This is a genomic window from Rhizobium sp. C104, from assembly GCF_022354505.1.
GTDB classification, from domain to species: Bacteria; Pseudomonadota; Alphaproteobacteria; order Rhizobiales; family Rhizobiaceae; genus Rhizobium; species Rhizobium redzepovicii.
The window spans coordinates 2,786,087-2,807,165 of the sequence record NZ_CP092348.1 but is presented as its reverse complement, the minus strand read 5'-3'; the positions used below and the strand labels follow the sequence as shown (position 1 = coordinate 2,807,165).

12 protein-coding genes and 2 pseudogenes are annotated in these 21,079 nt (G+C 57.7%); 4 read left to right on the top strand and 10 right to left on the bottom strand.

Features of this window, described 5'->3' with window-relative positions; genetic code table 11:
- Window positions 1-8: 8 nt before the first annotated feature.
- The 5 genes from MF410_RS15075 to MF410_RS15055 are packed head-to-tail and all read right to left on the bottom strand — an operon-like array spanning window position 9 to window position 4,080.
- On the bottom strand, window positions 9-890 hold the full coding sequence (locus MF410_RS15075; RefSeq protein WP_239619859.1) for a carbamoyltransferase N-terminal domain-containing protein: 882 nt from the start codon (window positions 888-890) through the stop codon (window positions 9-11).
- A 9-nt stretch (window positions 891-899) separates the two neighbouring features.
- Entirely contained in the window at window positions 900-1,646 is a 747-nt protein-coding gene (locus MF410_RS15070; protein WP_239619858.1) for an SDR family oxidoreductase, read from the bottom strand.
- On the bottom strand, window positions 1,643-2,749 hold the full coding sequence (locus MF410_RS15065; RefSeq protein ID WP_239619857.1) for a hypothetical protein: 1,107 nt from the start codon (window positions 2,747-2,749) through the stop codon (window positions 1,643-1,645). Before MF410_RS15065 ends, MF410_RS15070 begins: the two co-directional genes overlap by 4 nt.
- Before the next feature lie 19 nt (window positions 2,750-2,768).
- Complete coding sequence (locus MF410_RS15060) at window positions 2,769-3,761, bottom strand: glycosyltransferase (protein ID WP_239619856.1); 993 nt, start codon at window positions 3,759-3,761, stop codon at window positions 2,769-2,771.
- Between the two features lie 25 nt (window positions 3,762-3,786).
- Window positions 3,787-4,080, bottom strand: coding sequence for a hypothetical protein (locus MF410_RS15055; protein WP_239619855.1), 294 nt, complete (start codon window positions 4,078-4,080; stop codon window positions 3,787-3,789).
- A 1,127-nt stretch (window positions 4,081-5,207) separates the two neighbouring features.
- Here MF410_RS15055 and MF410_RS15050 point away from each other — a divergent pair.
- From MF410_RS15050 to MF410_RS15040, 3 genes and pseudogenes are all read left to right on the top strand, one after another.
- Window positions 5,208-10,313, top strand: a complete 5,106-nt coding sequence (locus MF410_RS15050; RefSeq protein WP_239619854.1) for a RecQ family ATP-dependent DNA helicase — start codon at window positions 5,208-5,210, stop codon at window positions 10,311-10,313.
- 850 nt (window positions 10,314-11,163) lie between these two features.
- Window positions 11,164-11,883 (top strand): hypothetical protein, encoded by a 720-nt coding sequence (locus tag MF410_RS15045; protein ID WP_239619853.1) that lies wholly within the window; start codon window positions 11,164-11,166, stop codon window positions 11,881-11,883.
- A 232-nt stretch (window positions 11,884-12,115) separates the two neighbouring features.
- A pseudogene (locus MF410_RS15040) lies at window positions 12,116-12,196 on the top strand (transposase); the annotation flags it as partial.
- A 142-nt stretch (window positions 12,197-12,338) separates the two neighbouring features.
- Here MF410_RS15040 and istB read toward each other — a convergent pair.
- Together istB and istA are read right to left on the bottom strand one after the other, a co-directional pair.
- Window positions 12,339-13,073 carry an IS21-like element helper ATPase IstB gene (istB, locus tag MF410_RS15035; RefSeq protein WP_222135253.1) on the bottom strand — a complete coding sequence of 245 codons (735 nt, stop codon included), beginning with the start codon at window positions 13,071-13,073 and terminating at the stop codon, window positions 12,339-12,341.
- Between the two features lies 1 nt (window position 13,074).
- Window positions 13,075-14,574 (bottom strand): IS21 family transposase, encoded by a 1,500-nt coding sequence (istA, locus tag MF410_RS15030; RefSeq protein WP_222135254.1) that lies wholly within the window; start codon window positions 14,572-14,574, stop codon window positions 13,075-13,077.
- A 131-nt stretch (window positions 14,575-14,705) separates the two neighbouring features.
- Between istA and MF410_RS15025 the strand changes: the two are divergent.
- Window positions 14,706-15,667 (top strand): annotated as a pseudogene (locus tag MF410_RS15025) (IS3 family transposase); the annotation flags it as partial.
- Between the two features lie 68 nt (window positions 15,668-15,735).
- On the opposite strand, the gene MF410_RS15020 reads toward MF410_RS15025, so the two are convergent.
- From MF410_RS15020 to MF410_RS15010, 3 genes are read right to left on the bottom strand one after another with little or no spacing between them, the layout of a single operon-like run.
- Window positions 15,736-18,609 carry an AAA family ATPase gene (locus MF410_RS15020; protein WP_239619852.1) on the bottom strand — a complete coding sequence of 958 codons (2,874 nt, stop codon included), beginning with the start codon at window positions 18,607-18,609 and terminating at the stop codon, window positions 15,736-15,738.
- Window positions 18,539-19,210, bottom strand: coding sequence for a hypothetical protein (locus MF410_RS15015; protein ID WP_239619851.1), 672 nt, complete (start codon window positions 19,208-19,210; stop codon window positions 18,539-18,541). Before MF410_RS15015 ends, MF410_RS15020 begins: the two co-directional genes overlap by 71 nt.
- A complete protein-coding gene (locus MF410_RS15010; protein ID WP_239619850.1) occupies window positions 19,207-21,042 on the bottom strand; it encodes an ABC-three component system protein in 1,836 nt (611 codons plus the stop codon). The genes MF410_RS15015 and MF410_RS15010 overlap by 4 nt, the downstream gene beginning before the upstream one ends.
- Window positions 21,043-21,079: the final 37 nt, after the last annotated feature.

Here is a 21,079-nt window from a genome sequence, read left to right as displayed (position 1 = left end):
CTGATGGATTAAAGCTCCCAGCGCCTGACCGTCATCCCCGGAGTCGGTGGGATAAATAAATCTGCGAAAAGACCAGAGTGCCGAAGGCGTGCGTTTAACTGAACATTTAATGCACAACCGCCGGAAAAAATAAGTTTCTCACCAGCCGGACAGAATTGCGCGAGAGTTTCCAACCACTGCGTTTCCCAAATTGCTTGCGCAGTATGTGCAAAATTCCAACGCCGTCTGTCGCGCGAGTCAAAGCTCGATTTAAACTGCAGAAAGTCTGCGATTTTAGATATTCTTTCCGTGTGAATCGCGCCTCCATCCACCTGGGTCAGTATGTGCTTCGCTAGGATAGGATCAAAACTCCCAAACGCTGCGATCCCCATCGTTTTTCCCGGAAGATGGACATGCGCGCTTTCGGGATCAACGTCGAACAATAATTGGGTAATCGCTCCATAATACTTTCCGGTAAGTATTGTACTATCGAGGTCGGCGATCGGCTCATAGCCACCACTATTAAATTTGTAGATGCCACTGCAACCGTTTTCCGATCCACCATCCGCACAGACCGCAAAACCACTTTCCCACCCAACCGACTTCGCCCACCCTATGTGATTAGCGTGGTGCGCCGTCCAAACCGGCGCAAACCTTCGTCCAAGCAAATGTATAAAAGAAGTAGGTTCGCATCCCCACCTCCCAATAAAAAGCGTATCAATCTCATTTATACTCAAATTTAATTCTTTTAATCCAATTGCAACAAGATACTCTAGCTGATTGCTGGTCGCTCGCATGTGTTTTTTTCGAAAAATACGCTCTGCTTGTAAACAGAGTAGAATCTTCGCGTCACTCGAGAAAGCAACGCCTGAATCGTGAAATCCGAAAAACATCGAAACATTGATCGACATCCCGTCCTCTCACGAAGCCTCTGCGGAGATCAAATAGCCACCCTCTACCGGCAGGGCGAGCCCAGTAATCCACGAAGCGCTATTGCTCAGTAGGAAAGCCGTGACCTCGCCAACATCCCGCGGTTCTCCCAACCGTCCCACTGGATAAGACTGTACTATCCTTTCGACCCACTCCGGTTGGTCGAATACGTTAGCAGTTTGTGCCGTTTTTATGAGGCCGGGACAAATGCAGTTACATCGAATTCCCTTGGGGCCGAGATCAAGCGCGAGCGCGCGAGTAAACTGGATTAACGCCGCCTTCGCAGAAGCATAAAGTATACTATTCGGAACTGGTGATAATCCAAGCATCGAAGAAATTGTTACGATCGATCCCCCTTCATTTTTTTCCAGTTCAGGTATTAGCGGCTTGCAAATATTAAATGCCGTTTTGACGTTAGCCGAAAAAGCATAATCAAACGCAGCTTCATCAACTGCCGCAATATCTCCCGGCACCCAAGCGCCTGCGACATGCACGAGTCCCGAAATCCGACTTGAGGTCGCTGCTCTCGATACGAGCGATTGACAGTCAGCGAGAGACCCCAAATCGCCATAAATTATTTCCAAACGCTCATGGAAAACTTCCAAAAGGCGCCCCTCACGCACAGTCGCAATTACGTGCGCGCCATTTCTCAACAAGGTCTCTACTACATTCTTGCCTATCCCAGAATTCGCCGCCGTAACGATGTAAGTCCGACCTGCCAGACCGTCTGCAGTCATCTCTCCTCCTCCAATGCGTGAAGCATCTCCTTCATATTTATACGAAGATCCTGGCTTGAATGAGTAATAAGGTCTTTACGGTGTTCGCTGAACTCCTGCTCCAAGTCTCCAGGCAGTATTAAATCCTTCAAGCGATGCGATTTGTCGAACGACTGAAGTGCCTGAAAAACACCGGTTGCTATTTTATCCTCGGACGATAGTGACGTAATAGATGCGAAATCCTTGGCAGTAAGGTTGACCATCGCTACGCGAGAATCAACGTAGCTCAGTGAATCGCGAAGACATGCAAGCACGGTGCACGGATGCGGTGGTCGGTAAATTCCTAACCTATACAAGTCTGCAACAATGGTGTTGTCAGCTACTCTGGTCGGACATAGCGTCACGTTAGATACGCGAAGATCCATTAGATACTTAGATGTACTTAAAACATCGTGGTATGCTTCCCCGTCCCCCAGAAAAGGCGGCTTCACCATGACGTATATCTTCGCGTTGACATCGTATTTATTCAAGACATCCAAAGATAATTCAAACTGTTTCTTGTTGAAGGAGGTCCCAACGCAAACTTGTCGTATGAAATCGTTTTCTGATTGCAACCCGATTCCGACTGTCAACTTGGCGTCTAAGTGTCGTGTAAAATGTTCTATTCGATCCGGAGTAATGAATTGTGGTAAAGATTCGACCATTAACCGAGGAATGTTAGCGTCGTTAACTAGCTGGGCGATACTCGCACGCTGCTCGACGCCCAATTCTGAATCTGCAAAGAAAGAACCATCATTGTACAAGGAAATAATATCAACTCCCTGTGCCTCCCGTTTCCTCAATGCTCGATAAACTTGAGCCACCGGGTCGGGCGGCTGCTCGCCGGTTCCGAACAAATTATAGTTCGTAAATGGGCACATTGTGCATGTAGGTATGGAGCATCCTGCGCTTAAAAGAACTATCACGTGCCGCCGGAGCGGCTGGCCGAACTCGTAGTAAATATCTGTCGCAGAAAAACGCACGTCGTGTGTTTGGTTTACTAGCGTAGACTTACGACGTTCTTTGACAAGGCGGTTAATCCTTCGGCGAAATTCGGTGTCTATATGATCCATTCCAAATGCCATGTGATCATCCCGCTAAGAATTATCGCCGCACAACACCAAATCTAGGCTTACGATCACGATACTGCGCCCAAGATGCCTGGATGCACGCCCTAAGGTAAACGAAGGGACCCGCCGATGCTCCGGCTAATCCGGCTAGTATAGCGGACATCGGCATCGGGTAATTCCCGCGAAGTCTCTTAAAAAGCTTTCCTAGGAGGTAGGCGTGCCTCGCCAAGAAGGCCTCTCTCAGACCGCGAAAATCACCATATTTGATAAAGAAATGCAGTTGGACCGCAGTGTCACCTACGCCATAATTATACATTCGCTTTCGGAGATCGGCCCAGGTTTGGGGGTGAACGTGGCTAACGGTCGCATTTGTATCGTAAACTGCGTCGTAACCGGCCCTGAATACCTTGTAGCAGATCTCGTGGCTCTGCGAGTGACCAACCGCTGAGCCCACTCCAAATCGCTCGTCATACAATCCGACGTCCAAAAGTATGCTTTTCCGGATGGCAGAGTTTGCACCACACGCGACAAATCTGAGAGGAACTCCGCCGAAGCGCGGGCTTTTAAAAAAGGACTGATCGAAGCGCTTAAACTCGGCGCCCTTACTAAGCCCTCCTTTGGCCTCCCACGAAATTTGCGGCAACGAGATCAACTCAGCCGCTATAACGTTCCCAGCCACATAACCGATCTTCGGGTCAGCGAAGTGCGCAACCAGTTTGTTCAACCATTGCCCATCGATGAGACGCACATCATCGTCGATGAAGACTACTACATCTCCTTCCGAGCCAAGGATGCCGCAGTTCAATGCAGCAGCTTGGCCGCGCTTTGGCTGATGCAAGCATCGCGCTCCAAGAAGCTCAAGGCGAGATTTTAGATCCACATTGAGCGCGGCGTTATTTTGCACAAAAATTATCTCGACATCGTCTCGCTCCAAAACCCCCAGCCTTTTAAGATCGCCCAAAAGTTCAAGAGCTGATGAATTCCGATCAAATGTCGGAACAACGATTGATATCCTAAACGCTCCCAACTACTCCTCCCCTACAAGGTAGAAACTAGAAGCGGATTTTCTTGGAGAATTCGACCTCTACAACTTGACCGGTCGTAGATTCATCAGTCAATACTATTGCTCCACCTTGCATGACGCGGTTCGCCAGCACAGCAAAGTAGTCGGCTGGGCCAACACTTTCGCCCATTGCCTCTTCAATTTTATCTTGAAATGCGAGTAACGCAGCAATGTTAACAATTGCGTTTTGGGTCTTCTCCTGCCCCGATGCAACGTCCATGTCGAGTAGGATTTTTTCTAGTTTTGAAAGTTTTTCTGATGTCTTTTCTGGAGAGCGTGCCAAGAAAGTTCCTCCCGTTGGTGAAAAAACTACAGCGACATATGTACCATAAGTTTATTAAAAAGCAACAGTGCACGTAGAGATACTTTGCGAGTTTACAAAGACACTAATTCCATAAAACTCCGCACAGTTCACTGAACTCCGGAGCTTGAACAGACCGAGTTTCTGGACCGCGGATGGTAGAGTTTGGGGGATCAGAGCAACTCATCCGAACCGCACCGACTTTGCACCTTCTCCGGTTGCTTCTGGGCTTCGCTTCTTCAATAGTCGGCACTTGCGTCAGTCGGCAAGCGGACAAGACCGTCCAATCGGATGCTCTTGGCCGCTTGCTCTCTCACTAAGGGCAGCTTCCTACCATCTCGTGCCGCAAGCGGTCGGACGGTAGACGGGCCTAATACGGTCATCCATCGCAAGTAGGCCGGCAGCCGCTTTTGGCGCGACGCCGGCCACGTGTTGATCGCTGTCAAAAGGGTCCCCAGCCAGGTCTTCGCGCCGATTGTGCTCGCGGTTCGCTCTAGGAGATTACGGTGCTGCTGGCCTACGGGTTTCGATAACTAGCTGTAAACAAAGTGCTTTTCGGAGTGAGAGTGGATGATCGCTCGCGATGGGAAAAGAGAGGGAATTTCAAGGCTTTTCCGCTAAGTCATTGAAATCATGCGGTGGAGCGGTAATAATTTCCGCGTGCGGACCTCAAGTTTGCGGTCAGGCGGCCATAGCGCCCGGCAGCTTCGCGCCCTCAACGCAGATCTTGAGCACATGGTGCCTGCCGGATCGAAAGCGGATGTCCACTCCACCCTCCGGTTGCAAGCCCGCCTTCAGAGTCCTCAGTCCGTCGCGTTATCTCTTGGCATCGAAGTACTGTGTACTATGGGGGAGAGATGCTGGATTGGGCGGATATTGCTTTGCGACTGGTTACCACCGCGCCAAGAACTCCGGCGCACATGCCCTCTGTGATGTATATCAGGGGCGGTCGCGACGGTGGCCACTATATAGGATCGCGTTATAAAACTGAGCTGGATAGGTGGCCATCTGGCAAACTTCTTGTGTAGCACAAGTTGAACGTTGACCTTTCGCCAAACGCGCGACCATGATCGCTAATCGTTTCATCACGCGAATAAAACTCTTTGTATATGTCTGAGCCCTTCCAATTCTTCCTACAGCGTTGCGTTTCGATCGACCTTGAAGTTGATCCTGCAACCGCCAGCATCTTCGCTTTTGCGGCGGTGCGCGATGATGCTCGGCCCGCAATACTGGCAAAAAAGCGCGATCTCCTGGCAGCCCTAGAGCGCCTGGAAGCAGAAGCAACTGGCGGCGTGCATCTGCTCGGCCACAACATACTTCGACATGACTTGCCTCATCTTTTCGCGGTGCGGCCCAGGCTGGCGAATATCCTTAGATCACCGATAGACACTCTATGGCTCAATCCGCTCGCATTTCCGCGCAATCCCTACCACCACCTGGTCAAGCACTACCATGACGGGCGCCTGCAAGCGGGCCATATCAATGACCCTGAACTGGATGCGCGACTGGTGTTTCAGGTACTGCGCAATCAACTCGCGGCTCTGACCCAGCAGAACGCCGACCAACCCGATGCCGTTGCAGCCTTTCATTTCCTTGCTACGAGAATGGAGAACCCAGACGGGTTCGACGCTGTGTTTCGAGAGGTTCGCGGTGCTCCTGCGCCCGACTCTCTTCTGGCAAAAGAAGCGATCTCACGGCTTCTGGCGGGGCGCGCCTGCGAGAGGCGGGTCGAGCAGACGCTGAACCGCCTATCGAACCCGCAGCTTGGTTGGCCGATGGCCTATGCTTTGTCCTGGACCTTGGTTGCGGGCGGGGATTCCGTCATGCCACCTTGGGTACGGGCGCAGTTCCGCGAGGCTGCACTGATCGTAGGGCACCTACGCGACGCCAATTGCAAAAGCCCGGATTGCACCTGGTGTAGCGAGAAGAACGACCCGGTCCGCGCGTTGTCGCGCTGGTTCGGGTTCGATGCCTTCCGCGCTCAGCCGGTGGATGATATGGGCCGCCCCCTGCAGGAGCGGATCGTTGACGAGACGATGCACGGGTCGAGCGTCCTCGGTATTCTGCCGACCGGCACCGGCAAATCGGTTTGCTATCAGATCCCCGCCCTGTCGAAGTTCGACAAGACCGGAGCGCTGACGGTGGTGATCTCGCCGCTGGTCGCGTTGATGGCCGATCAGGTGCAGGGTATGGCGCGGGCAGGAATCTCCTCTGCCGTAACCGTCAACGGTATGCTTTCAATGCCTGAGCGGCAGGATGCGCTGGACCGGGTACGCATGGGAGAGGCGGCAATGCTGCTGATCTCGCCCGAGCAACTGCGCAGCAACTCGGTCCGATCGGTTCTCGCGCAGCGCGCGATCGGGTTGTGGGTGCTGGACGAGGCGCATTGCGTGTCGAAATGGGGCCACGATTTCCGACCGGACTACCGCTATGTCAGCCGCTTCATCAAGGAATCCTCGGGCGATGAAGCGCCCCCGCAAGTGCTCTGCTTGACCGCCACCGCCAAACCCGAAGTGGTGCGTGACATCCGAGAGCATTTCAAGTCACGGCTTGGATGCGAACTTTTGCTGCTGGACGGTGGCGCAGTGCGCACCAATCTCAGTTTCGAGGTCCGGCCGACGCAGCGGGGCACCAAGCTGGCCGACATCCTCGATGTGATCGAGACCAAGCTACCACAGGAGGGCGCTTCGGGTGCCGTGGTCTATTGCGCCACGCGCAGCGAGACGCAGCGCGTTGCCGAGTTCCTCAAGCAGCAGGGTCTGTCTGCGGAACGGTTCCACGCCGGGCTGACGTCCGAGGAGAAGCGTGACATTCAAGAACGATTTCGCATCGGCGAACTGCGAATAATCGCTGCGACCAACGCCTTCGGCATGGGGATCGACAAACCCGACATCCGACTGGTGGTCCATGGCGACATTCCCGGATCACTGGAAAACTACTTGCAGGAAGCCGGGCGGGCCGGCCGCGACCGCGCTCATGCCAATTGCGTGCTGCTCTTTGCCGAAGAGGACGTCGAGCGCCAGTTCTCGCTTTCGGCTCGCTCGCGTCTTGCCCGGCACGAAATCGGCGCGATCCTGAAGGCCCTGCGGCGACTTGACGAGCGGACGAAGAAGACCGGCACCGTGGTGGCCACCTCAGGCGAAGTTGTCCGAGCTGAACGCGATCAGGAGTTTGAGCGCGACATCAACACCGACGACACCAGGGTGAAGACAGCGGTGTCCTGGCTGGAGGAAGCCACGCTGCTGAGCCGAGAGGAGAACAAGGTTCAGGTCTTTCCCTCATCCCTCAGGATCCGCAAGCTGGAGGAAGTCGAGGCCATCTTGGCCAAGGCCGCGATCACCGGCACCCGTCGCAAGCAGCTTCTGGATATTACGCGCCACTTGATGAACGCGCCGCCCAATCAGGGCATTTCCACCGACGAGCTGGCCGGGATCAGCGGATTAACAGGGGGCATGCTGAACAAGGCGTTGGCCGATCTCGAGGCGCTCGGGATCGCCCGCAACGACGTCGTCGTCACGATCTTTGTCCATGTGGCAGTCGACGGTCATTCCCAGCAGCGTCTGGCGCAGGTCGCGCGGCTTGAAACGGCGCTGATCGCCCTGATGCGTGAGGCAGCCCCCGATGCTGAAGGTGCCGAAGGCATTCCCCTGCATCTGGCCGAAACCTGTCAGGCGCTCCGAAATCAGGGGCACAGCGGCGTGCGGCCCGACATCGTGGAAAAGCTGCTGCGCAGCATGGGCCGCGACGGGCGCGATCAGGATGGTGGCAAGGGCAACTTGCGCTTGCGCAAGGCTTCGCGCAACACGTTGATGGTCACGCTGCAACGGTCCTGGCAGGCATTGGAACAGACGGCAAACCTGCGGCGGCAGGGTGGCGAGCTGTTGCTAGCACACCTTCTGGGAAGGTTGCCAAAGGGCAGCCGCGGCAAGGATATCCAGGTCGAAACCACGATGGGTGATCTGCTCGCTGCCCTGACAGGAGACGCGCTACTACGCGGCAGCGGTATTCAGGACATGACAAAACTGATGGAGCGCGCACTTCTGTGGTTGCACGAGCAGGAGGTGGTAACGCTGGGCAAAGGGCTGACGATTTTCCGGCAGGCGATGACGGTCCATTTGAACCCCTCGGGCGGCCAGTTCACCGTGAAGGATTTTACACCCCTAGAGGAACACTACTCCGAGCAGACCATCCAAACCCATGTGATGGCAACCTATGCCGAAAAGGGCCTTGCCGCGATGGATCAGGCCCTGCGGTTGTCGGAGGACTACTTCGTGCTGGAGCGCGACGCCTTTCTGCGTCGCTGGCTGCCGGGCAAGGGCGGTGAGATCCGGCGTCAAACCACCGGCAGCTCGTGGAAAGCGATCGTTGAGGCGCTGAAGAATCCAGTTCAGCAAGAGATCGTCGCCGACGATCGCGATCAGACAAGCGTCCTGGTTCTTGCCGGACCGGGTTCGGGCAAGACGCGCGTTCTGGTGCACCGCATCGCCTACCTAATCCGTGTCCGCCGCGAGGACCCGCGTGGCATCCTAGTGCTGACTTACAACCGGCATGCCGCCGCCGAGATACGTATCCGGCTGCGGCATCTGATTGGCGATGACGCAACTGCGGTGACCATATCCACTTGCCACGCCCTCGCGATGCGATTGGTGGGCGCGAGCTTTGCCGGAACTTCGAACGAGACGTCCCACGACTTCGACGGGATCGTCTTGGAAGCAGTGCGCCAGTTGAACGGCGAGGGACTCAGCAAGACTGAGGCCGAGGCACAACGCGATACGCTAATTCAAGGCTATCGCTGGATTCTGGTAGACGAGTATCAGGATATTGGCCCTGAGGAATATGCATTGATTTCCGCCGTTGCAGGCCGTTCACTGGACGATAAGGAGCTTCGGCTCAGCTTGTTTGCAGTGGGCGACGACGATCAGAACATCTACGCCTTCGCTGGGGCATCCATCCTCTTCATCCGCCAGTTCGAGGCCGACTATAATGCACGACCAATGTTCCTGGTCGAGAACTACCGCTCGACTGAGCACATCATTGCAGCCGCTAACGCAGTCGTTGCACCAGCCGCGGCCCGCATGAAAGCCGGCCACGACATTGCCATCGATCGCAAACGCAGCACGGTGCCGCCAGGCGGAGAGATGGCGGCTCTCGATCCTGTGGCCCGTGGGCGGGTACAAGTGCTGGACTGCCCATCCGGGGATGTGGCGCAGGCGATGACCGCAGTTGATGAACTCGTTCGCCTATCGCGCCTTGATCCGGAGTGGAGTTGGTCGCGTGCGGCGGTAATAGCTCGTGACTGGCGGCGGTTGGCTCCGGTGCGCGCTTATGCCGAAACGCTGGGCATTCCGGTGGAGATGGCAAATGAGAGCCTGCCCAGCATCTGGCGTCTGCGCGAAATGCAGCAGTTCATCGACGTTCTGCGCCGCGATACTACACGTTTGTTGGGCGTCCGTGATCTGGTGGGCATGCTGAACGCGATACCGTCCAACCGCTGGACGGATCTGATCGCCGAAGGCGTCGCCGCGCTGGGGAAAGAGCTTGCGAACAAAACCATGCCCGTGCCTGACCTCGTGGAGTGGTTCGCTGAGTGGGCCCATGATGCGCGCAGCGATCAACGCGCACTGCTGCTGCTGACGGCTCATCGATCGAAAGGCTTGGAGTTCAACGATGTCGTCATCCTGAATGGCGGTTGGGACCGGCCCTCAAAGGGTGAGGATCCCGATGCGCCACGCCGCCTCTTTTATGTCGCCATGACCAGAGCTCGACGTAGCCTTGCCATCATTGCCGAAGGACAGCATCCGTTCCTCCCGGACGGCGCAGAATATGCGCTGCGCCGCGCCGCGCCAGACATCTCTGATGCCGCCGATTCTGCGGCTGTGCTGTACCAAGTGCCGAACCTCAAGACCGTGGACCTGTCGTGGGCCGGGCGTCTCGGGCCGGATCATCCCTCGCTTGTCGCAATCTCGGCGGCAAAGGAAGGAGCCCCACTTCAGATCGTGCGCGATGGCCTCACTTGGATAATGCGGGATGCTCGGGGGCAAACTCTCGGACGCATGGCCAAAAGCTGGTCACCTCCTGAAGGACTCAACTTCCTCCGCGGCGAGGTCGGTGCCATCGTGCGCTGGCGCAAGGCCGACAGTCAGGAAGAGTTCCGGGTGCACCTTCACCGAGATGTTTGGGAAGTGGTTGTGCCAGAGCTTGTGTTCGGCCGATAGTTGCTCGTCGCGAACGTCAGTTTTGACTGTGCGATGTGGTGTCATCGCACAGCGTGGACAATGACAAAAGATCAGCTTTGAGCCCGTTTGAGACCTTTGCGGTTACATCTGCTTTCCGCTCTGTAACATTGGGAGCGTCAGCCTGATGTCGGCCCCAACACTGCCGTTGGTGGAGGCCCCTTTTTGAGGCAGCCGAATACGGTCCCCAGCCGTCTTTTACTGAGCTCTGGACGTTCTCGGGATCTGGAGAACGTCACATAGTTTCTGACTCAAAATTGTACCAAGTAGCTGTAAAGACGTCATTTTTCAGTGGGGAATGGCAGCTTCTAAACAGCAAAAATATATTCCAAAATCGCTTGCCTGGGGATCTTGGATTCTCACATGATTTCAAAGGCTTAAGGGAAAAGCCCTGAAATTCCCTCTGTTTTCCCATCGCGAGCGACCGTGGATGCCACCTTTGTGCCCTGGCTTTGGGCATCAGTCAACAGGGCGGGCAAGCGGCAATAATTTCCGCTTTCGGAGGTCAAGTATGCGTTGGCACAGACAGAAAGCGCAAGGCAGCTTTGCGACTGCATGTCGGACATAGAAGCCGTCTGGCGCTTCATTAAAGCAGACATCGCTCGCGGCGGCGTCACGTCGCCTGTGCGCCAACAGCAGACATTGCTGCAATTCGATCCCATTGCGGAGGTTTGCCTTTCATGCCGCCGATAGCCGCTTCTGGGCAAACGAGGACCATGTTCGAGATGTTGAATACAACGTAAACATCTCGGCTCCACGGAACAGGCCAGCGACTTCAATCTCCTAGCAACTGGTAGTGTCAAGTGGGAACTCATCCTGTATGGAGATGAATATGTATGTGAACGATAATGCTGGGAATTCGAGCATAATGAAAAGCAGACTGCGTCGTCTCGAGTACTTTAAGTGGTTCGCGTGCCATTCCGCGGATTGGTTTTCCGAAGTCGCCGCTAGTGACACTCGGCACAGTTATATGGCCGGATTATACGGTTTTAACGTCGCGCCAAAAGGACGGGACGGCGGGATAGACGATCGCACTGTTGAGGTGTTTTACGGTCAACGACCGTTTGAAGGTGTCAAAGAGCTCGTGGCCCAGGAGGACGGTCTGCCGTCCCTGCGTCGACGACTTCTTATTGAACGCGGTGCATCGCTTACATACCAACGCGGCGACAATGGAGCGGTGATTGTGACCTTAGCCCCTGCAATAACGGAGAATTTCCGGCCGCAAGAATCGACGATCGTTCTTGAATTCATGGCCGATCCGTCCCCGCTGAGAGCGCCGCCTTGGCTTGTGGTGCCTCCTAGAATCGAGAGGCACTGGCGCTGCCTGATGTCCTACCTTCAGTGCACCTCGATTGATGGCGATCCCACTCTTGGCGACAGGATACGACTTGGATGGCTAAGGTGGACTAAGCCGTTAATCATTGAAGAAAAGCTGATAACACCACGTTGGCGCACATTTGCGGTGCAAATAATCGCTTGGGTGCTAACGGTTGGCCTGAGCGGAACAGTGCTGTTTGGATTGCAGTGGTTATTCCGTGATGCTCTCAAGTAAAAATTGCACCTGCTCGCGAATATCTCCCGCCTCATCACAAGACGTCGGCAAAACTCCGATCTTAGCCTGCGAGCTGTCGCCGCGGTCAAGCAGCACTTGACCGCCCGCTTCCCACTTCATCTCAGCCTTTCGGGGTCAGTCCAGAATGACCGCTTCGGGCAATAGCGGTGACCTTGCCCCGTTGAAATAATCCATTTTGAAGTAAGCTCTGGCCCACTGAGAGGACCAGAGGATGAAGCGCAATCGTTTCACAGACGAACAGATCATCGGCATATTGAAGGAGCAGGAGGCAGGCACGCCGGTCTCGGAGCTTGTCAATCGGCTTGGTAACGGGACCCCTTATCGGCTCCCAAAAGTGACCCCTGCCTCTGGTTGCATAGGGTCAGCGCGCGTAGGCCCGGAGCTTTTCATTTAGCGCAGGGGCCTGCGGGCGCGGGTTGGTTGTCTTTTCGGCTTTAGCTTTGAGAGCGGTTTTTGAAGCGCCAGGATTCATTTCCGGTTTCCAGGATCTCGCAATGGTGGGTGAGCCTGTCGAGAAGAGCGGCGGTCATCTTGGCGTCGCCGAACACAGCGGGCCATTCTCCGAAGGCTAGGTTGGTCGTGACGATGACCGACGTCCGCTCGTAAAGCCTGCTGATCAAATGGAAGAGAAGCTGGCCGCCGGCCTGAGCGAACGGGAGATAGCCGAGTTCGTCCATGATGACGAAGTCGAGCCTGGTGATGAAGTCGGCAAGCCGCCCCTGTTTGCCATTGCGTGCTTCTGTCTCAAGCCGATTGACGAGATCGACAACATTGAAGAACCGGCCCCGCGCTCCGTTGCGGATAAGAGCACGGGCAAGCGCGATGGACAGATGGGACTTCCCTGTGCCGGTCCCGCCGACCAGAACAACATTGTGTTGCTCGGCGAGGAACGCCCCGGTCGCGAGCTGGCGCACTAACCCTTCATTGACCGGTGTATCGGTGAAGTCAAAGTCGTTGATATCCTTGGCCAGCGGCAATTTGGCGATGGCGATCTGGTATTTGATCGACCGGGCCTGCTTCTCAGCAATCTCTGACTGCAACAAGTCACCGACAATACGGGGCGGTTCATGCTGGCGTTTGATGCCGGAAGCCATTGTCTCGTCGTATGCGCTGCGCATGCCAAACAGCTTCAGCGTGCCCATCATGTCGAGGATTTGGGATCGTTCCATATCAGCTTGCCCTCCTGAGGCTGTCGTAACGTGCGCAATCGGCCAGAGGCTCATGGGTCAGGCGAAGCGCATCGGGAATGGAAAGGATGGCGGCCGGTTGCGGATCACGCTTACGGGCCAGAATGTTGATGATGACGGCGGATGAGAACACGCCCTGATCGAGCGCCTCCTGGCAGGCTGCTTCAACGGTGGGAAGCCCGGCCTCACCGACACATTCCAGGATCGCCACCATCTGCCGGTCGCCGTCATGCATGGCCTTCAACCGGCGGCGCACCTTCTCCATGGCGGCGGGCAAAACCCAGTCATGGAACGGGGCGCCGTTGCGTAGGGCTCCCGGCTTGCGGGTCAGGACCGGAACGTAATGCCATGGATTATAGATCGTCTCGCCGCGGCCGAAGCAGCGGTCGTGCTGACCGATCTCGATGCCATCTTGCCGGATGACGATGCGGTCGGCATAGGCATGTACCTCTGCCGGGCGACCGACCGCGGTGGACAGCACCGAGTATTTGTTGTTGTCGAAACGCACGAGGCAGGTCTTGCCGATCGAGGCCTGGACGGCGTGGAAGCCATCGAACTTGCCGGGATAACTGATCATATGCGGCCGCTCCGCATCGAACACCTCCCAGATCGTGTGCTCCGTCTGATCGACATGCTTATGGGCGCGGGCATAGCTGATGCACTTGTCCAGCAGCCAGCCGTTCAGCTCATCGTAGGATTTGAAGCGCAGACGTGGGGTGAAGAAGCGCTCTCTCACCAGATTGACCTGGTTCTCGACCTGGCCCTTCTCCCAGCCGGACGCCGGCGTGCAGGCCACCGGCTCGACAAGGAAATGGCTGCACATCTGCAGGAAACGACGGTTATATTGCCGTTCCTTGCCAACGAAGACCGTCTCCACCGCCGTCTTCATATTATCATAGATGCCGCGCGTGCAGGCTCCGCCGAAGAACGCGAACGCCTTGTCATGGGCGTCGAAGACCATCTCCTGCGTCTCTCGCGGATAGGCCCTCACAAACATCATTCGGCTGTGGCAAAGCCGGACATGAGCCACCTTCACCGTTGTCGTCACGCCGTTCAGTACGACAATCTCGTGGCTCCAGTCGAACTGGTAGGCTTCGCCGGGCGCGTAATAAAGCGGGACATAGGCTTCCGCCGTCACGGCCCCGCGCTCTTTCGACCATGTCCTCGCATAACGCCGAACGGTGTCGTAACCGCCTTCATAGCCGAGGTCGCGTAAATCCTCGTATATCCGGATCAGCGTCAGGCGCTCGCGGGAAGCCTTGGCCTCATTGGCAAGCAATATCCGATCGAGTTGTTCGCGCCATGGTCCGAGCTTCGGCTGAGGTTGACGGGCTCGCTCGTATTTGAACTCCGTCTCATCGGTGCGCAAAACCTTCCGCACCACTTTCCGCGATATGCCCAACTCCCGGCAGATCGCCTTGATCGACTTGCCTTGCACATGGGCCAGCCGTCGTATCTTCAGAATTGTTTCCACAATAAGCATCCAAACAAAAAGCCTCCGATGAAACCGGAGGCTGTTGTAACCCCATCGCAGATGGGGGTCCCGTTTGGACGCCGATCACCCCAAATGCGGGGTCCTTATTCCATGCCTAATCACATCGGAGCTTTGCCGCGATGCTCGACAATGCTGCCTTGAAAGACCTTTTGGGAAAGAAGTGGTGACGCCCGCGTCCAAGCGGAAAGCTGTCGCGCATCTGATGAGCCATCATGAGATGAGCGAACGGCGGGCGTGTAAAGCCATTGGTTTTGCCGAATGACGGTCCGTTACGAGACCAGGCGCGAATGAGCTTCGCGAGCGAATGAAGGCGTTGGCGCGTGAACGTCGCCGCTTCGGATCTCGACGCATTGATGTGCTGCTCCGGTGGGAGGGTCACGTCGTGAACCACAAGAGGCTCTTCCGGCTCTATCGGGAGGAGAAACTGAGGGTGCGCAAGCGCGGCGGTCGCAAGCGAGCGATAGGCACGCGAGCGCCGATGCTGGTGCCGATGGTGGCCAATGATCGTTGGTCGCTGGACTTCGTGTCGGATCAGTTCACCGATGGGCGCAGGTTGCGGATTCTGACCGTCGTCGATGATTGCGCGAGGGAGTGCCTGGCGCTCGTCGCCGATACATCGCTTTCCGGTCTTCGCATCGCACGGGAGCTTGACCGGATTATCGAGGAGCGCGGCAAGCCGAGGATGATCGTCAGCGACAACGGCAGCGAGTTCACCAGCAACGCGATCCTGCAATGGGCGGACCGGACCAAGGTTGACTGGCATTACATTGCGCCTGGCAAGCCGATCCAGAACGCTTTATCGAAAGCTTCAACGGGCGGCTGCGAGACGAGTTCTTGAATGAAACTCTGTTCTCGTCGCTTGCTTCACGCCCGGTCTGCGCTTTCAAACTGGCGTAGCGATTACAACGATCAACGCCCGCATTCAGGCCTTGGCTGGCTGACACCGGCCGAATTCGCTCAGACACTCAACCCGCGACGTGATGCGGTGCTGCGCAGCCGAAATGGCTCCGCACCGCAACCCGCCGCTACCGAACCAACAACAGCAACCAAAAACCGCTGGAGCGAACTCAAAACTGGATAAAACTTGGGGGCAAGGTCAGCGGCGGCAGCTATTGACCGAATGAAACACATCTTCTGGGCAGGTGCGACTTAGCCGCCAAAAGGATAGACGCTTTTCGAGGTGATCCCCGTCCGACCATTGCCATCAAGCTCGATAACCCGCAGCGGCGCAACGCGCCCCTCGGTCGTCTCGACGGGGGCGAGACGGCCGAATTTCTCGATGAGATGCCGAGCTAGCGGTTTACTGGCGGTGGTGATCACTAGGTTGAGCGACCGACTACTCTCGAGGACCGTAGCTCGGAAGATGTCGAGCAGGCCGACCCGGTTGAGGTCGTCGAGATGGGTGACCGGCTCGTCGAGGAAAAATGTACCGCCGAGACTGCGCGCACGCGCTAGGAACAAAGCAAGCGCCAGATCCTGCCGCTGTCCTTGACTGAAGTCCTTGCCGGGATCCATTTCCTGACTGCCGGCGTCGGCCAGCCAACGCAGTGGATTTTCGACCTGACCGAGCTGGATGCGATCAAAAACGCGATTCGCGTGCATACGGGCAAACAGCGGATTCACAACCCTGCCAAGGTCCTCAATCTGCCGGCCGCTCACTTGGACATAGCTGTCGTGGAAACGTGTACTTGCCTGCCGCGCAGCATTGATGCGGTCGGCGAGATATGCGAGCCGGTTCCTCAGCGGGGCGACTTCACGCCGCAACGTCTCAAGCCGCATGCGCCGCGCCTCCGTGTTCCAGGCTGTTTGGGCCGCGACAGTCCGCGACGCAATATCCTCGAGCAGCGCCTGTTCGCTCCGGACCCAGTCGCGGCACATGGCAAGATTTTCTGCGCTCCAATCCGCGCCAAGTGCGGCGACACGCCAAACCTGCCGTAGCTTCTCAAGCTCCTGTAGAAGTCGGGCTTGTTCGTCTCGGTTAGCGCGGACTGCCTCGCTGGCGACCGCATGATCCTTACGTAGCCCGTCGCGCAGTAGAGTATGCTCGGCCAGCATGATCTCGGCACTGGCTAGTTCATCTCGCACTGCCGCTTCGCGCGCATGGATTGGCCCCTCGATGTTCGCCTCGAGCGTCCGCAGAGTTGTTCCCTCACCGAGTAGCGGAACGTCGGAACCAGGCAGCGTGGTCGATACCCGGTCGCGCTCGGCGAGCAATAGCGATAATGAAGCTGCGGCGATAAGCGAATTATCGAGCGCTTTGAGCCCAGTGATATGGTCGGGGTCGCTAATGCCGAGCCGCGCGAGGCGGCGCGCACTAGCATCAGCCGCAAGCTCGAGGCTGTCGAGTTCCGCGCGGAGGCGCTTATACTGCGCGGATTGACGCTGGGCCTCCTCAAGTCGTGTGCGAGCCAGCCGCGCTGCTTCGCTGGCTGTGGCAGCGGCCTGCTGCGCGAGCTTCTCTACCTCAGGTACCACCGCGAGCGTTGCGGCTATCGCTTCGCGAAGCGAGTCTGCAGATTTCCAGTCATGGCTGCACAAAGGGCACTCACTTGCGCCGTTGGCATGCTGATGGCCGAGCAGCTCGCGGCCCGCGGTTTGCAACCTGGCGAGGGGGCCGGCCGTCGCATTGTGGAGTTGATCGGCGCGCAGCGCTTCGGCTTCGAGTCGATCCGCCTCGACCCGCAGATTGGCCAAAATTTCCTCTGGCATGACCTTGGTGGCGGCATCGATCAGTTGTTCACGCAAGAGCGCGATGCGATGATCCGCGTCGTTTCCGGCGCGCACCTCGGTGATCGCGGCAGCGACTTCAGCTCGAAGCGCGCCGATTGAATTCGCGCTTTGCTTAGCCTGCGGCAATATCTGGAACAGCTCGTCGAGAGTTTCATCTCCGGTCAAATTCGCTGCGCTCGCCATGTTCGAGAGCGCGCTGTAAAAGGGTCGAACTAGCTGAGTTAACCCGGTCCGCGCTGCCTCGAGTGCTCGCCTCTGCTCCTTGAGTGTGTCGCACCGGGTACTGGCGGCGGCGACGGCAGCGCCGGCTTTTTGACCCTCCAGGACGATCTCGGCAACTTTGTCGGCAAGCGTAGGATGTTCGGCATCGAGCGCGGCGATAGCGGTGACAAGCTGCGCGCGCTCGGGCCAGCGGACGACGGAAGCATCGATGGCATCGCGGCGCATTACCAGATTATGCTGACGCCTGTGCCGCTCGACGTCGAGCGCTTCGATCCGCGCACCGAGCGACGCTTGAGGTCCGTCCTCCGATCCTGCACTTAGCCCGAGACGATGTTCGGCGGCGGCGACTTCAACAGCGGCCGACGAAATTGAAGTTGGCGGCGCGCTTTCGAGTTCGACTGTGAGCCGCACGATCTCCTCTTCACGTCCTGAGACGGTCTGTGCGAGGAGGCGCTCGCGGCTACCTATCTCCGCAACATACCGCTCGGCAAGCTTCTCGGCCTCGAGCAGGTGCCGAATGCCAAGCAAGTCCGCGAACACGTCTTTACGCCGTTCTACTGTGCCATCGTCCGAATCGACGAGAGTTGCCAATGCTTCGGCGGAGAGAAATCGGGTGCCACGAAGCCATCCTTGGCGAAGCGGAATCGCTCGTAGGTGGTGCGACTCCGCAGCCGCGGCTGCGGGCGCGAGGCGGCTGAGCATGTCGTTGAGGCCGATAACCGCTCCGAGCGCACCATCCGCGCCCGCCATGCGAGCCTGAGTCGCACCTTGCGCAACAATGCGCTGCAAGCGCTGCGCGGTGCCACTGAGATGAATTTGTGCGTCAACCACCGGTGCCCGCTCCGAATGGGAAAATTTGGGAAGCAGTACTGCCTGGTCGAAATGCGACTTGTCGCGAAGCCGCTCGACCTGGCCGGTTAGCAGCCACTCCGCTGCTTCGCACATCGTCGTCTTGCCCGTGCCGTTTGCTGCGAAGACCAATGTCAACGGCGATGTGAAATCAAATTCGGTGCGCGTGCCGATGCCACGGAACGCTTCGACGCTCATCTTGCTTATGCGTACGCCGGTCATGCCGCGCCCCTTGTCGGGATCGGCCCTTCGGCGTCGGCGCGTGCCACCGCGGGCGCGCCTTTTCTTGCAGCTCCAGCCAAAGGGCATTTGCTGCATCGCCAATCTCCGGCCAATATAGCGTGTCCCCTGCGGCTGTGGCGGCATCGGGCAGGCCAAGCGCGGTGATATCGGCTATGCGCGCCCAGGGGCCGGCGCCCGCGGCAAGCGCTTCGGCGGATGATGGCCAGACCAAATGCTTGCGGCAAATACGCGCTGAGAGTTCCACCTTACGAACCCCCTCATCTGCCTCCGGTGTGGGCGCCGCCGGCAAGGCCAGGATTAGATAGCCATCGAGTGGGACAGTGGACGGCGTCTCGGTTTGGCCGAGCAGGGCATCGAGCCAACCCTCGCCGTCATCGGCGGCGCACGCGATCATGTCGCTCTGGTTCGTCGCGACAGGCCAAAGCAGCAGTCGCGCGTAGCCGCTCGACCACAAGGTGGCGCCGGCGGGCGGCTGCGCTACGCCTGCAAGGCCCGGCAATTGTACTTGACGCGACATTGCAACCTTCGCGCATAGCGGCTCGAGTGCCTGAATGCACACGTCAATTCCCGGACCGTTCATGCCATCGCCCCAAATGCTCCATTAAGACGTGCCTGTAATGCGTCGACCAACGGCATCTCATCGACACCCGCCTGATAGTCCGCATAGACCGAAGCGACGGCTGCAAGGCTGACGACCGATACGCGACGACGTCCCCTGGGCGCGGTGTGATCCGATTGCTCGTTCATCAGCCCGCCACCGGCCCCAGCCGCAGTCGGTGGCGCGGCGCTGAAGTCGTCACGCCGCGCTTCGACAACCGCGCCTTCGTCAATGTCTCCGAAATGCGACTGCGCAATTACGATAAGATCGGGGTGTTCGCCCGCCTGCTGCTGCCAGTTGCTCAGAACCGCCCGCATTTGCATCTTGGTCTTGCGCGCATCGCGCCAGACTAAGAGGTGGCGGCCCGAGGTGTCCTGGCGCAACTGTCCTTGCTGACCGGCAGCGGATTGCCAACCATTCCCCTCGATTGTGGTCAGCGTGGCCAACGCGTGCAGACCGTGCTCCGCTGCTTGCTGCTGCGCCATTTCGTGTAGCAAGTCAGGGTCCACCGCGCTGCCACTCGGGCCGTGTAACAACGCGTTTAGGATCTGCTTCGCGCGGGGCGAAACGTCCGCTGCGAGATGCGCGGCAATGGCAGCACTGCCATCGCGTAGCCGCGGCGACCAACTGGAATCACCGGGGTGCCGGCGCAGGAATCTGCCGATCTCGCAGGCGTGCGGAGGCGGCGGTAGCGCGAGCGGGGCGACCAATCCAGCCTGGTGGATTGGACAAAGCATCTCTGCGTGCCAGACAAATTTACCGTCGACCGGTCCATAAGGTCCCCAATCAACTGCGCCGATGGTTACCACGGGGTCCGAATGGCGTATCACCGCACCGACCACGCCTGTGGTCATCACCCGCCGCCCGCAGGGCAAATTGACTTGTCCCTTGGTCAGTTCGTCCCACTTACCAAAAACCCCGGTTAGGCTACGCCACTGATCTTCGGCTTCGACGGCCGAGACCTTCGAATCAGCAACGTTTGCCAGCGCAACCAATCCGCGCCGCCCGGCCAGGACATGCACTAGCAGCGATTCGATTGCGCGCACCCAGTTGATGTTATAGCCGTGCTGGAGCAGCGATCCGACCACCATCGCCGGTCGGTCTCCCGGCACATCCCTGAGAGCCTCAACAATGCGGGCCTGTGCGCTGTCGGGATGGTCGCCCGGCAACTGCAGTATGTCGGCGCAGATCAAGGGGAACAGATCAACGTCATTGAAGCGTAGATGCGTGATCCAGCGGCCGAACTGCAAGTCGGGTAGCACCACGGCCTCAACATTCTGCTCAGCGACGGTCTTCAGATAGGCGATGCAATGGGTCTCGCCAGGGACGTGCACCCAGCACCAGCCGCCATTGACCCGGCGTATGTCGCCAATGCCGTCACCTGCCTGATCCCAAGCCAGTCGGCGTCGAGTCTGACCGTCTCCAGTCTCAAGGCCTGCCCATTCCGTCAACCAACTTCCAGCGGTCGCGCCGAACCCGCCCAATACGATTAACGGGCGCGCGGAGGCGCGGATCGCCACGTCGAGCGCTTCCCAATCGACCGAGCCAAAGGCGAACTCGGGAAATGCGACAAGCACAGTTTCATTGCCCGGCGCCATCTCGCTAAGTGCAGCTCCAGCATGGCCACCGCCTCCGGTTAGCAACTGTGTCGCTGCGGCGACCGCAACAGGCCGGCTGGCATCGTTAGTTATCGCGTCTTGCGGGGGCTTCGGAAGCTGCGCGAGGCAGACGTGCAACTTGGATTCGACGGTGATGTCCATGTCAATCGAAATGGTAGTGACTCGTCCTCCGAAATGGTCGATAATGTTTATCATGCGCCCCGCAGCATCCTCACCGTCGCCTTGTCAGTGC